The sequence below is a fragment of the Sulfitobacter sp. SK012 genome, assembly GCF_003352085.1.
Taxonomy (GTDB): Bacteria; Pseudomonadota; Alphaproteobacteria; order Rhodobacterales; family Rhodobacteraceae; genus Sulfitobacter.
In genome coordinates, this window is record NZ_CP025804.1 from 3,383,437 (window position 1) to 3,396,815 (window position 13,379).

16 protein-coding genes are annotated in these 13,379 nt (G+C 56.3%); 2 read left to right on the top strand and 14 right to left on the bottom strand.

Annotated features, from left to right (window positions below):
- Positions 1 to 54 precede the first annotated feature (54 nt).
- Positions 55 to 1,623, top strand: coding sequence for a Ppx/GppA family phosphatase (locus C1J03_RS16510; RefSeq protein WP_114887587.1), 1,569 nt, complete (start codon positions 55 to 57; stop codon positions 1,621 to 1,623).
- Here the strand turns inward: C1J03_RS16510 and C1J03_RS16515 are convergent.
- The 8 genes from C1J03_RS16515 to C1J03_RS16550 are packed head-to-tail and all read right to left on the bottom strand — an operon-like array spanning position 1,620 to position 8,567.
- Entirely contained in the window at positions 1,620 to 2,018 is a 399-nt protein-coding gene (locus tag C1J03_RS16515; RefSeq protein ID WP_114887588.1) for a VOC family protein, read from the bottom strand. The genes C1J03_RS16510 and C1J03_RS16515 overlap by 4 nt on opposite strands.
- The gene (locus tag C1J03_RS16520; RefSeq protein WP_114887589.1) at positions 2,015 to 2,371 is read right to left on the bottom strand and encodes a hypothetical protein; all 357 of its coding nucleotides are present in this window, start codon (positions 2,369 to 2,371) and stop codon (positions 2,015 to 2,017) included. The genes C1J03_RS16515 and C1J03_RS16520 overlap by 4 nt, the downstream gene beginning before the upstream one ends.
- 39 nt (positions 2,372 to 2,410) lie before the next feature.
- Positions 2,411 to 3,436 carry an endonuclease/exonuclease/phosphatase family protein gene (locus C1J03_RS16525; RefSeq protein ID WP_114887590.1) on the bottom strand — a complete coding sequence of 342 codons (1,026 nt, stop codon included), beginning with the start codon at positions 3,434 to 3,436 and terminating at the stop codon, positions 2,411 to 2,413.
- Between the two features lies 1 nt (position 3,437).
- A complete protein-coding gene (locus C1J03_RS16530; RefSeq protein ID WP_114887591.1) occupies positions 3,438 to 4,118 on the bottom strand; it encodes a molecular chaperone DjiA in 681 nt (226 codons plus the stop codon).
- 31 nt (positions 4,119 to 4,149) lie between these two features.
- The gene (locus C1J03_RS16535; protein ID WP_114887592.1) at positions 4,150 to 4,635 is read right to left on the bottom strand and encodes a GNAT family N-acetyltransferase; all 486 of its coding nucleotides are present in this window, start codon (positions 4,633 to 4,635) and stop codon (positions 4,150 to 4,152) included.
- The gene (locus C1J03_RS16540; protein WP_368073903.1) at positions 4,623 to 5,405 is read right to left on the bottom strand and encodes a VOC family protein; all 783 of its coding nucleotides are present in this window, start codon (positions 5,403 to 5,405) and stop codon (positions 4,623 to 4,625) included. Before C1J03_RS16540 ends, C1J03_RS16535 begins: the two co-directional genes overlap by 13 nt.
- 41 nt (positions 5,406 to 5,446) lie before the next feature.
- Positions 5,447 to 7,594, bottom strand: a complete 2,148-nt coding sequence (gene scpA / locus C1J03_RS16545; protein WP_254694075.1) for a methylmalonyl-CoA mutase — start codon at positions 7,592 to 7,594, stop codon at positions 5,447 to 5,449.
- Positions 7,539 to 8,567 (bottom strand): hypothetical protein, encoded by a 1,029-nt coding sequence (locus C1J03_RS16550; RefSeq protein ID WP_254694076.1) that lies wholly within the window; start codon positions 8,565 to 8,567, stop codon positions 7,539 to 7,541. The genes scpA and C1J03_RS16550 overlap by 56 nt, the downstream gene beginning before the upstream one ends.
- A gap of 99 nt (positions 8,568 to 8,666) precedes the next feature.
- Between C1J03_RS16550 and C1J03_RS16555 the strand changes: the two genes are divergently transcribed.
- The gene (locus C1J03_RS16555; protein ID WP_114887594.1) at positions 8,667 to 9,125 is read left to right on the top strand and encodes a DUF4174 domain-containing protein; all 459 of its coding nucleotides are present in this window, start codon (positions 8,667 to 8,669) and stop codon (positions 9,123 to 9,125) included.
- 37 nt (positions 9,126 to 9,162) lie between these two features.
- Here C1J03_RS16555 and C1J03_RS16560 read toward each other — a convergent pair whose 3' ends face one another.
- From C1J03_RS16560 to C1J03_RS16585, 6 genes are all read right to left on the bottom strand, one after another.
- On the bottom strand, positions 9,163 to 11,163 hold the full coding sequence (locus C1J03_RS16560) for an acetyl-CoA carboxylase biotin carboxylase subunit (protein ID WP_114887595.1): 2,001 nt from the start codon (positions 11,161 to 11,163) through the stop codon (positions 9,163 to 9,165).
- Positions 11,164 to 11,274: 111 nt separating this feature from the next.
- Positions 11,275 to 11,481 carry a hypothetical protein gene (locus C1J03_RS16565; protein ID WP_114887596.1) on the bottom strand — a complete coding sequence of 69 codons (207 nt, stop codon included), beginning with the start codon at positions 11,479 to 11,481 and terminating at the stop codon, positions 11,275 to 11,277.
- A gap of 295 nt (positions 11,482 to 11,776) precedes the next feature.
- Complete coding sequence (locus C1J03_RS16575) at positions 11,777 to 12,124, bottom strand: hypothetical protein (RefSeq protein ID WP_114889052.1); 348 nt, start codon at positions 12,122 to 12,124, stop codon at positions 11,777 to 11,779.
- 87 nt (positions 12,125 to 12,211) lie between these two features.
- Positions 12,212 to 12,358, bottom strand: a complete 147-nt coding sequence (locus tag C1J03_RS25565; protein ID WP_174234472.1) for a hypothetical protein — start codon at positions 12,356 to 12,358, stop codon at positions 12,212 to 12,214.
- 214 nt (positions 12,359 to 12,572) lie between these two features.
- Entirely contained in the window at positions 12,573 to 12,950 is a 378-nt protein-coding gene (locus tag C1J03_RS16580) for a DUF6497 family protein (RefSeq protein WP_114887598.1), read from the bottom strand.
- On the bottom strand, positions 12,947 to 13,360 hold the full coding sequence (locus tag C1J03_RS16585; RefSeq protein ID WP_174234473.1) for a cupin domain-containing protein: 414 nt from the start codon (positions 13,358 to 13,360) through the stop codon (positions 12,947 to 12,949). The genes C1J03_RS16580 and C1J03_RS16585 overlap by 4 nt, the downstream gene beginning before the upstream one ends.
- Positions 13,361 to 13,379 lie beyond the last annotated feature (19 nt).

Consider the following 13,379-nt stretch of genomic DNA (forward strand, 5'->3'; position numbering starts at 1 on the left):
ACGGCTCGCTGCAGGTACGCCACTTTGCCCGCGACGCGCAGTCAGGGAGTGGCCATGTCAGACCTCAGCGAGAAACCCGCGCTTGTTCCCGAAACAGGCGTCGCCGATCTGGGCCCCTTTGCCAAACCATTGTTCGAAGACCCTTCTGCACGGGCCCTGCGCCGCGTAGGCGTTGTGGACGTTGGATCAAACTCTGTGCGGATGGTTGTGTTTGATGGCGCGGCGCGAAGCCCCGCATATTTCTACAATGAAAAAATCATGTGTGCGCTCGGGGCGGGCATGGCCGAAACCGGGCATCTCTCCCCCCAAGGTCGGGTGCGCGCATTATCAGCCATGCGGCGTTTTAAGAAACTCGCCGACGGCATGGGGCTGACAGAACTGACAGTTGTCGCCACCGCCGCCGTACGTGACGCCAGCGATGGGCGTGATTTCTGCGCAGATGTGCACCGCGAAACAGGCCTGAAAATCTGGGTGATCGACGGCGAAGAAGAAGCCCGCCTGTCGGCGCAAGGCGTGTTGCTGGGTTGGCCCGGGGCCTACGGTCTGGTGTGCGACATTGGCGGTTCTTCGATGGAATTGGCAGAGATTTCGGGGGGCCGCGTGGGCCGGCGCGTCACGTCTCGGCTGGGGCCGCTCAAGCTGCGCGATATCAAAGGCGGTGCCAGGGCCCGCGAGGCGCATATCAAAGAAGTAATGGAAAAGCTCGCGGCAAAAATGGGCAGTCAGCGCGACCGCCTGTTTCTTGTGGGTGGGTCATGGCGCGCCATTGCCCGTATCGACATGGTGCGGCGCGGCTATCCGCTCCATGTACTGCATGAATACCGCATGACGCGACGTTCGGTTGCGGCGACTTTAGCCTATATTAAAGAAACAGATGCCGATGAATTACGCAGTATCGCAGGCGTCTCGTCCAGCCGGATGGCGCTTGTGCCTTATGCGGCTCAGGTTCTGGGCCGCCTTGTAAAAACCTTTGGTCCCAAGGACATCGCGGTTTCCAGCTACGGCATCCGCGAGGGAATGCTTTATGAACAGATGCCCCAACGCCTACGCGACCGCGATCCGCTGGTTGAGGCGTGCCGCTTTGCCGAGGCCAAGGACGCCCGAATGCCTGGGTTTGGTAAGATCCTCTACAACTTCATTCAACCGCTTTACAAATCTGCCCCGGCCCCGCGTTTGCGGTTGGTCAAAGCGGCGTGTCTTTTGCATGACGTGAGTTGGCGCGCGCATCCCGATTACCGCGCGGAACTGTGCTTTGACAACGCGACCCGCGCCAATCTGGGCGGTCTCAAACACTCTGAGCGTATCTATTTGGGCCTCGCGCTGCTGCACCGATATTCAAACAAGCGCGAAAACAGCCGGTTCGAGGACCTCTATGAAATGGTCGATGAAGGCACGCGCCATGACGCCGAAATCCTTGGCAAAGCAATGCGCTTTGGCGCGATGTTGTGGATGAACAAAGGTAGTGAACGCGGCGAAATACGCTGGTTCCCAAAGAAAAAGCTGTTGGAGCTGTGGCTGACGGCTGACATGATCCCGCTTTATGGCGAGGTCGCGGAGGCGCGGTTGAATTCGCTCGCCGCATCTTTGGGTGCAGAAGTGGCGGTCAAAACAGTCAAACGCTAGATTTCTGCGTAAATCTCCAAAAGATTGCCGTCGGGATCGCGAAAAAACAGCGTCCGGTGGCCAAAATCGCGGTCTGTTGGCGGCGAGACAACATCGATGCCGAGAGCCAAAAGTCCGACGTGGCAATCATCGACCGTTACACGCGGCACCTGAAACGCCAATTGCACGGCTGCTGTACCACGCGGGACCGGCGCATCATCGGCTGTTAATCCGGGGTTCGACAGTGCAAGAATGGTGTCCCCCATCGCATACTCATACCAGTTTTCAGAAAGCTTGCGCGTCACCTTCAAGAGCAAGACATCCTCGTAAAACCGCTGCATCGCCGCCATGTCGCGCACGATCAGCACGGTATAATCTAGCCGTTTTATCGACGCAAAGGGAGACGAGTTACTCATAGGTCGACTTGGGGCGCGGGTACTGTTGGGGTCACCGGATCAAGCGGATGATCGGGTTTGCGCCGGATGATAATATCGCCATTCGGCAGCATTTCAGGCGCGCTATAGGCGCTCCAATCTTCAACCTCGCCCATCAATTCGTGCAATTTTGGCCCCATCTTGGTCGCGAAATCGCGCAAAAATGGGCCCATTTCCTCAGCAAATTCCGACAGATCGTCCAGGGCTGGTGCCATCTCATTAAGCAGACCCTCGAGGAACATCTGCGCTCCGCGCTCCATCAAGGTGGAGGGCGCATCCTGCGCGTGGGCAGGTACGGAAATCAAAAGGGCAAGGGTGGCGACAACGTGTTTCATATGGCCAATATAGTGTGCTGAGCGCAAAATTTCAAAACTTCAGGCGTCAAATTCGATCGTCAGCGGGAAATGGTCAGAAGCCTTCACCAGTGCATCGCGCAGAGCCGCAGTGTTCCAGCATTCTGGATCATCCAATGGGTGCCAGATCCGCCAAACCGCCCCGCGTTCCCGAAAATGAGGTGTGACCATGATGTAGTCCAACAGCGCTTGCAAATAGCGCTTTTCCTTCCTCATCCAAAACCGCGATGTTGTAGGGCTTGCCCCAATGCGCTGGCCTAGAACACGCTCTGCATGCGGATCATAAAGGCTGCCCTCCCGGCCGCGTCCCAGTACGATCTCAACCGAAGAGCGGCCAAAGAGGTCTTCGAATTCGTCCAAACCGGGGCCATCATTCATATCGCCCATCACCATCAAAGCATCTGCAGCCTTGATGTGTTCGTCGATCCGGCCCCGCAGCCAGATTGCCTGCGCAAGCTGTTTGCGCCGATTAGCGATAGCATATTGCATCACTTGCGCCGGATTTGTCGCGCCATGCGGTGCTTTGGATTTCAGATGTGCGCCGATCATGCGAAATTCAAAGCCGCTCTGGCTGCGCAGGGCCAATTCCAGCGGAGGCTTGGAAAACACCACCAAATCCTCGGTGGCGTCGATATCCAGATCAATCCGTAACACCCCATCGAATCGGGGCGCGCCAGTGGTCCCATCTGGCCCGGTCGCAGCACCTTGCGGATCATGCGAAACCTCGAGCACGCTGGGGTCATACATCAACGCTATTTCTTGTTGGGTGTCGTTGGCAAACCCCATGATAGCGGCGTTCGCGCGCAGGCCAAACCGGTCAGCGAACCCTGTGAGAGCTGCGATCGTGCTGTGTCTGCGCCCTTGATCCGGGGCTTCGATGACCATGATCGCGTCTGCATCTAGCGCGCGGAAAACGGTAGCGAGCGCCGCTATTTGTTGTGCACGGGTCACGCCGTAACGGCCCGAACTGCCATTGTCGTCGATCAATCGGTCTTTTTTGTCAAAAAGGTTGCCAAACCACTCAACGTTATAAGTGGCGATGCGCATGTCAGCGGCCTTTCTTTGACAAGGTATCCCATGCGCGGTTGATGTCGATCATTCGTTTTTCGGCGAGCCGCACCGCTTCTTCGGGCAATCCACGCGCAATCAAAGCATCGGGGTGGTTGGCCTTTACCAGTTTGCGCCAAGCCGCGCGTGCGACCTCCTTTGACGCGCCCGGGGCGATGCCCAAAACGGTATGCGGCAGTGGCGAGGTGTCGGGGACGAACCGTGCCCGCATTCCTTCAAAAACCTCGTCGGGCAGCTCGAATATTTCGGCAACGCGTTCCAAAAACGCGTTCTCGTTTGGATGGTAGATGCCATCGGCCATCGCGATATGAAACAACCCTTCCATCAGGTCACAAAGCATATCTGGCGTGCCCGAAAACATCGCAACGATGCGGTTGGCGTATTCCTCAAAGCCAGCGACGTCGCGCCGTGCTAGATCAAAAACACGCGCAGCGCCTTTGGCATCATCATCGGCGATTTTGAATACTTCGCGAAAGGCCGTAACCTCATCTCGCGTCACGCGCCCATCGGCTTTGGCCATCTTGGCCCCCAACGCGATGACCGCAATGGTGAAACCAACAGAGCGTTCAGGCGGGGCGCGCAGGCGGTCGAATACCTCCGACAGGCCTTCGCCAGAAGTCAGGGCAGACAACGCCTCAGTGATGCGGATCCAGATCGACATAGGTGTCTTGTAAACCGCCCGACTGGGGAAGTCAGGGCGCAATCAAGGATTTTTGCATCAAAATCAAATCCAGCCAGCGGCCCGATTTTTGCCCTACCTGAGGCAGATGGCCAACTTTTTCAAAACCCATGGCGGTGTGAAATGCCACAGCGTTTGGGTTTTCACCACTGATCGCTGCGATCATCACATGGATGCCCTGCTGAATTACTGCATCTTGAGCGGCCAGCATCAAAGCGCGCCCCATCCCCTGCCCGGATTTGCCAACGATCACGCTGTGCTCGACCGTCCCGGCATATCCCGGACCTGATCGAAATTGGCCCCACGTCACAAAACCTTGCACATGATCGCCCCCCGCCACCAGAAAACTGCCCGACCGGTCGCGGATCAGCATGGTGATATCCTCATGCGATTTTTCAACCGTAGTAAACGTTCCCGTCGTATCGCGAATAAGCGCATTCCATAGCTCAGAAATAGCGGGGGCATCGCGCAGTTCAGCCTCTCGGATCAACGCAGCCATACGGCCCCACCGGGCGTTTGCATCTGTGCCGCCAATGCCGCGGGCCCTGCGACAAAGCCGATGCGTGCGTCTTTCAGAAACGGAGCCAAAAGCGCCTCTAGTTCACCTGATTCTGGGTGGGATACTTCCAAGTTTGTTATGCTGCATCCTTGTTGCTGCAGGCGCCCTGTTGGGTGCGCGTCGCTTTGCCATTCGATCAACGCGGGGGCGCAGTTGTCAAACGGCAGCACACCATTTTGTGGCACCGCCATACGCCAGCGTATGTCACCTCGCGCCAGATCAACCGGCTTGCCAAACCCAGCAGGCAAAAGCGCAAGAGCTGCTTCCAAATCATCGCAGCGACATATCCAATTGGTAAGACGTGGCAGGCCACTAAAGCGGTCCAAATCGAACCAGCGCGCGCGATCAGGTTTCGGCGCATCCGGATTGACTGCAATCGCCTCAAGGTACAGATCATCGGACAAACCAAGCAGTGTATTGTGAGTATGAAACACCGCATGCACGCCTCCGGGTTGTAACGGAACCCCCAATGACGCCTCAACATGGCGCGTAGCAGACGGCAAATCCGAAGCCGAAACAGCGATATGATCAAGGGTCAGCATAGGTATCCTTTCGCAGTAAATTGGCAGGCCCGACATGCGGAAACTGGCCTTTGCTTTTGTGTGACCCATCCGAGCGGTGCGTGCCCATCCGATACCGATGGCGATTGAGTGCATTTTGTCGCGAAAGCCTGTCAGGCTGCGATAATTTGCACCCGGCCAAAACTGCATCTGGGTCGGAAAAGGACGAATTAACGTCCTTCCCCATTTATTTACGCCCGTGTGGACCGAATGAGTTTCAGAATATCCTGCGCAGCTGCTGGGATATTCGTACCAGGTCCAAAGATTGCTTTGACCCCTGCATCATACAGAAACTGGTAATCTTGTTGCGGAATAACCCCGCCACAAATGACCAAAATATCTTCTGCTCCGGCGTCTTTTAGAGCTTTGACCAATTGCGGGGCCAGCGTTTTGTGACCAGCGGCTTGGCTCGAGATGCCGATAACATGCACATCATTGTCAACGGCATCCTGCGCAGCTTCCGCTGGGGTCTGAAATAGAGGGCCCACGTCGACATCAAATCCGATATCGGCAAACGCAGTGGCGATCACTTTGGCACCTCGATCGTGCCCGTCTTGGCCCATTTTGACCACCAACATACGTGGACGACGGCCTTCGGCCTCGGCGAAATCTTCTACTGTTTTTTGGATCGCAGCAAAGCCTTCATCGCCTTCATAGGCGGCACCGTAGACACCTGCCAACACTTTGACCTCTGCGCGGTGACGGCCGAATTCTTCTTCCATAGCCATACTAATTTCTCCCACTGTTGCCCGCGCACGCGCGGCCTCAACCGCACCTTCGAGCAGGTTGCCGCCTTCTTTCGCGCGGCGAGTCAGCTCTGCAAGCGCCGCGGTACAGACCGCATCATCTCGAGTGGCGCGGATGCCTTCCAGACGTTTGATCTGGCTCAGCCGCACTGCGACATTGTCAACATCCAAGATATCAATCGGGTCTTCTTTGTCACGGCGGTACTTGTTCACGCCAACGATCACTTCATTGCCCCGGTCGATATTGGCTTGCCGAGTGGCGGCCGCTTCTTCGATGCGCAGCTTTGGCATGCCCGAAGCGACGGCTTTGGTCATGCCACCCAACTCTTCGACTTCCTGGATTAGCGCCCAGGCGGCCTCAGCAAGATCATGGGTCAATTTTTCTACATAATAACTGCCAGCCAGAGGGTCGACGACGTTGGTGATCCCGGTTTCTTCTTGCAATATCAACTGCGTATTACGGGCAATACGCGCTGAATGATCGGTCGGCAAACCGATTGCCTCATCGAGCGAATTAGTGTGCAGGCTTTGTGTGCCGCCCAATACCGCGCTCATCGCTTCATAGGCGGTGCGCACGACGTTATTATAAGGATCTTGTTCGGCAAGACTGACCCCAGATGTCTGACAATGGGTCCGCAGCATGCTTGATTTGGGGTTCTTGGGTTCAAATTCCGCCATGATGCGATGCCACAACAAACGCGCCGCGCGTAATTTGGCCGCCTCCATGAAAAAGTTCATTCCGATGGCGAAGAAAAAGCTCAAACGCCCCGCAAATAGATCGACATCCATACCGCGCGCAATCGCGGCGCGCACGTATTCGCGACCATCCGCAAGCGTAAATGCCAGCTCTTGCACAAGGTCCGCGCCGGCCTCTTGCATGTGGTAACCTGAAATCGAGATCGAGTTGAACTTTGGCATCCCAGTCGATGTGTATTCAATAATATCCGCGATGATCCGCATCGAAGGTTCGGGCGGGTAGATATACGTGTTGCGGACCATGAACTCCTTGAGGATGTCGTTCTGGATCGTACCTGCGAGCACGGATTTATCGTGACCTTGTTCTTCACCAGCGACGATGAAACTTGCCAAAATTGGGATCACCGCGCCGTTCATCGTCATCGAGACAGACACTTTATCAAGCGGAATGTCGTCAAAGAGGATTTTCATGTCCTCAACGCTGTCGATTGCTACGCCCGCTTTGCCTACATCGCCCTCTACCCGCGGGTGGTCACTGTCGTATCCGCGATGGGTCGCAAGATCGAAGGCGACTGAAACCCCCTGCTGGCCCGCTGCCAATCCACGCTTGTAAAAGGCGTTGGATTCTTCTGCCGTGGAAAACCCTGCGTATTGACGGATCGTCCAAGGGCGGCCTGCATACATTGTGGCCTTCACCCCACGGGTAAATGGTGCGGCACCAGGGATGCCGCCCAAATGCGATACGCCCTCAAGGTCGTCAGCCGTATAAACCGGTTGAACATCGATCCCTTCAAGAGTTTTCCACGTCAGGTCTTCGGGGCTACGCCCGCGCAGTTCCGCTTCAGCCAGACCGCGCCACATGGCGTGGTCGGGGGATCGAGGAGTGTCCTTGGTCATTTGAGTGTCCTTGTCTGATGTCGCCCGCAGGCTGGCTTTTGCCTGTTCTGCTGCGGGTCGGGTCCTGTGTCAGTGTGGCTAGCCCGTCTGCACCGGCAGATAACCACATCATGTCGTCTTGGTATGTTTCGCGCATGGCAGCGGTGTGCGCCGGCGCAAAGGGTTGCCAACGGCCGTCGCCCTCTGGCAACTCGGAAGCGTCTCTGTCTTGTTGTTTTATCGCTGTGCGCATCGCTGCAAGATCGGGCGAGCGATTAAGCCACCCGTCCGCGTGTGTTGTAGGTGCCGGTCTGTCAGTCGCGGCAGCAAACAGCAGATCGGGACGCCCCACATGATGCTCAAACGGCAGCACCCTAATTTCGGCTTCGGGTGCAGCGCAGGCGATGTCGGTAATTACATCACGCCAACCGCGTCTTGTATGCGCAATGCGCTCGCAATGACGCGCGGTAGGCACGCTGTGACCTCGGTAAACCGCATAGGCAGAGGTGGACGCCCACCAAAGGTCCTGCGCGCGCAAGCTTAGGACAATTCGACTGATCCGGCCACCAAAGGCCGATGATATGCGCGCCATCCGGTCACCAACGGCAGGATAGAGCAGCCCGTCACGCAGGCAATGCCGCGGGGAGCCGATCATATTCTCGTCGCTGACGATTAATCGATCAACACCGGCCTGCTCAGCCAGTGTCAGATGCATTTTGACGCGTCCCTCGGCCCGGCGTTGCAAATTGCGCCCACTCGCCCCGGCAACTCCGGGAAAGAGACCCGAAAACAACCCCTTGCGGGTGCGCAATGGCCCCCAATAGCCAGTCGCGTCCTCGCTCAAAACCGCTGCATTGGACTGTAAGTAGTGCTGGAAACTGGTCGTACCGGTGCGATGTGCACCCACATGCAGAATGATATCCATGAAAAAGCGCGCCGCCTTGATGCTCAGGGCCACCCCATTCGGCCATGTCGAGGGAAGTGCGGCGATCATGCTGTATAACCCCTTGCGGTCAGCTTAATGTTAAAATTGGCGCACAAAGCCTTCGCAAAGACGGCTGAGCGGCTTATATGGGTAGGTGAAGGAGCGCCAATGAAAGCCATCTTACTATCTGTTTTTACGGGACTATTCCCTATGCCCCTAATGGCCCAAACCGCCTTAGAAACACCCGTTTCAGAGCTATTCATCGCCGCAGATACGGTCGATTTGAATGAATTAGTCTGGAAAAAGCGACCTGTCGTCATCTTTGCAGACAGCACCGATGACCCCGCATATATCGAACAGCTGAAATTGTTGGAAGCGCAGAGCGACGAATTGATAGTTCGCGATGTGATTGTGGTGACCGATACGGACCCAGCGGCACGTGGTGATTTGCGGCTGAAACTGCGGCCGCGTGGTTTCATGTTGGCGCTTATCGGCAAGGACGGCGATGTGAAGATCCGCAAACCGTTCCCATGGAGCGTACGCGAGATCACCCGCAGCATCGACAAGATGACGATCCGCAAACGTGAAATTCGCGAACAAAAAACAGCTGGCCCGGCAGCTAGATAGCTGCCGCGCCCTAGTTTGGTATTGAGGGTTGCCGTGATCACTCGAACTCCATGATGACATCGTCGACAGCAAGACTATCGCCAGCACTGGCATTGATCTTGGCGACTTTTCCGCGTTTTTCAGCGCGCAGGATATTCTCCATCTTCATCGCTTCGACAGTGCACAGGGCCTGACCGTCTTCGACTTCATCGCCAACTTCGACGTTTAACTTTACGACCAACCCGGGCATCGGGCACAACAAAAGACGCGACGTATCGGGCGGTAGTTTTTCGGGCATCTTGCGCGCGAGTTCAGCCTGCCGTTGTGTGCGCACATGAACCTTGAGGTCCGCGCCGCGTGTACGAATCCGGAAACCGCCAGATATCTTGCCAACCTTTAGCACCAGCGGAGCATCAGCGACCGTCATCAAGGCCAGCTGATCACCAGGCGTCCACGGCCCACTTACCCGCAAGGTTTCGCCATCCGAGAATGTGACGCTCGCCCCTTCGGGATCAGCATTGATCATCACATCAAACGATTGCCCCTGCAGGGCGACATTCCAATCGGACCCGACCTTGCGCTCGTGGTTGTCCATCCGGCCAGAGACCCGCGCCCGGCGGATTTCACCCACCCGGTGCATCGCCGCTGTTGCCGCAGCAATTCGGCGCAGATCGACGTCAGACAGGGTCACGCCCTCGAACCCATCAGGGTATTCTTCAGCAATAAAGGCCGTTGTCATATCGCCAGAGATAAACTTGGGATGGTCCATCACCGCGCTGAGAAACGGCAGGTTATGCCCGATCCCTTCAACTTCAAAACTGTCGAGAGCCACGCGCATCCGCTCAATCGCTTGCGCCCGTGTCGGGGCCCAAGTGCACAGCTTTGCGATCATTGGATCATAGTACATCGATATCTCGCCGCCCTCGTAGACGCCTGTATCATTGCGCACCACGTGGGTGTCTTCGACCACTTCTGCTGGCGGGCGATAACGCGTCAAACGGCCAATTGAGGGCAAAAATCCACGATATGGATCCTCGGCATAAAGACGGTTTTCAATGGCCCAGCCATTCAGTTTCACATCTTTTTGGCTGATGCTCAGGGGCTCGCCATTTGCGACCCGTATCATCTGCTCAACCAGATCGACGCCTGTGATCAATTCCGTGACGGGGTGTTCCACCTGCAGCCGGGTGTTCATCTCAAGGAAGTAGAATTTCTTGTTGCCGTCTACGATGAATTCGACCGTGCCAGCGCTGGTGTAACCGACGGCTTGCGCCAACGCGACAGCCTGCTCTCCCATGGCTTTGCGGGTTTCTTCATCTAGAAACGGGCTTGGGGCCTCTTCAACAACCTTTTGGTTTCGACGTTGGATCGAGCATTCGCGCTCCCCCAAATAGATGCCATTCCCATGCGCATCACACAGCACCTGAATTTCGATATGGCGCGGCTGAGTTACAAATTTCTCGATGAAAATGCGGTCATCACCAAAGGAATTTGCAGCCTCGTTTTTGGACGAATGAAACCCCTCACGCGCTTCTTGGTCGTTCCATGCGATCCGCATGCCCTTACCTCCGCCGCCAGCGCTTGCCTTGAGCATCACGGGATAACCAATCTGGTTCGAGATCTTGACCGCTTCATCCTCATCCGCAATCAAGTCCATATGGCCTGGCACGGTGCTGACACCTGCCTCTTGGGCGATCTTCTTGGAGGTGATTTTGTCCCCCATCTTTTCAATGGCACCAACGGGGGGGCCGACAAAAGCAACACCAGCATCTGCAAGTGCTCCGGCAAATTTCGAGTTCTCAGACAAGAAACCATACCCCGGATGTACGGCTTGCGCGCCCGATGATTTAACCGCCGCCATGACCTTATCGATCACAATATAGGACTGGTTCGCTGGGGGCGGGCCGATATTCACCGCCTCATCTGCCATCTGCACGTGGAGCGCCTGACGGTCTGCGTCCGAATAAATGGCGACGGTATGAATGCCCATCTTTTTGGCGGTCTTAATAACGCGGCAAGCAATCTCGCCTCTGTTTGCGATCAGGATCTTAGTGAACATGAGCTGTCCCTTTTGCTGAGGTGAGGCCACGAAAAAACCCGCGCCGGCGCAGGCCGGGCGGGTTTCGTGTGTGTTTGAGCCGGTCTTTTGGACGCGGCGTAAGCGGTTGGGTTAATTGCAGTCGGCGATTTCCGTGTTGCAGGCCACCACATTTGCGCCTGCACCAATTGCAGCACCTTTTGCGATGTCTCCGTCCGTGATGGCTGCAATGCCCGCACCGATGGCAGCACCTCCGAGGGCTTGCTCGCCCACATTGTCGCCACAGGCAGCGAGACCGAGTGACGCTGCTGCAATAAGAGTGAATGTCTTGAAACGCATGGAGGTTTTCCTTTTGTGCTCTTGCCTGACCCCAAAACGCAACTGGGATGGTATGAACCAACCACAAACGCGTTTTTCCCAAAAAAATCGGGCAGCGGCACCGTGTGTGAAGCGCGCTGCCCTGGAGGGGAAGGGGTATATGTTTTTTTATCCGTCAGAATGTCTTTGGAGGTTCCATCACTGACTGAAGCCACGTTGGCCGATGAATTGACCCGCGCATAGCCGGAAACGCCCACCAGGCCGATATCGGCTGTTGCCCGCCGAAATCCTTCTGACACACGCAACAAAATGCCGATCATGAGTCGAACACATCGGGGAATGCAGCGCGTGCGGCCGCTTCGTCGACAACCAGCATCGCTTCATAGCTTGCAGGATCAAACGGATCTGTCGCTTCCAACACTTCGCGACCCAAGAGCCACGACAACCGTCCAGCGTCCAGATTGCCACGCTCGAACGGCGTATCGCCGAAATTTTCCCACAAGGCGCGCATAAAGCCTTCGTCGGCGTTTTTATCGGGTGAACGGCGGTCTGGGCGACGCTCACGCGCGATCAGCGGTGTGGCCCCTTTGGGGTTGGCACGTCGAAGGGTGAATTGGTAATCCGTGCGCGGCAAACGGCCCGGAAAGCCGCGATGCTTAAGCATATAGTCTAGTGCCATGCCAAGCCCTCCTGTGGGAAGGCACTCAGGACGGGCGCGACCAATTGGCGGGGCGCCCGTCCTGTTTCGGTATTACTTGTACTTACCGGTGTATGTCGGCTCGACCGAGATGGGCTCGGGTTCAACCACGACAAACTCTTCGACCTGCTGCTCACGCGCACAGGCGGCAACCACGGTGATGAAACCGAATGCTGCCAACAGTTTGATGCTCTTCGACATCTATTTCTCCAGTCACTAATGATGCGGGGACGCAGCACATGACGCACCACTTGCCCCGCCTTTGAAGTAAGAAACACCTGAGTATTTCTTGGGCTCAAGATAACGGATCGCGCAGCGCAGCGATATGCGGACAATTTCAATCGGCAAAGATGTGACTCCAAAGCCTCATTGAGTTGGCCGGATGAGCGTAACCTCGCAAGATATTGTGGGTGCATCAGAAATCCTCCCAAATGCAGGATGCGTTTTCGATGCGAAATGCCTCAAAAAACTGGGTAGCGTCCGGATCAGGCACAGCAAAATCAGTAATCCGGTCCATCAAAGAAATCACAATCACATCTGCTTCAAGTTCATATTTGGCTATGTAAGGCACTGCCAGCGCATCGCAAAGGTGCACCATATCGGGGGCGGCAGTGGCGTAGTCCAACTGTGTGTCGCCCCGCGCAATCTGAGGTGCCAAAAAGCGAAAGCGCAGCCATGTGCTCTCAGGTTGCGAATCCACAAGCACCTCATGCAGCGTGATCTGCTGACCCGAAGGCACATCAGCCGCAGCCAGCGGTGTCGCAACAAAGATCAGGGCAGCAAGCAATCTCATGGGGCGGTTTCGTCCTTGGTGTCAAAGCTCGCGGGCGAGATGATCTCAATCAGCTCCATATCGTCGGAATGCCGGACTTCGCGGTGTTTGATACCGGGGGGCTGCAGCACAGATGAGCCCTCGCGTAGCAGATGCTCGCCGCCGCCCTGCCCCTCCTGCCCTTCGTACTCAAAGACAACCCAGCCTTTGGTCACATAAACCATCTGAAAATCCAGATCATGTGAATGCCAAGTGCCGGGGCCTTCCATGCCGGGCACTGCTCGGATCACATGGGCACCATACGCGCCCTTAGTGGCCGCAGAGACGCCAAGCTCGCGATACTCAAAGAACGGACGCAGGCCCGCGCCCTCAAACTTACCATCATCGGCATGAGCGATGGTAAAGGACTGGTTTTTCCACAGCTGGGTCATTGGGGTCCTTTCATCGCTC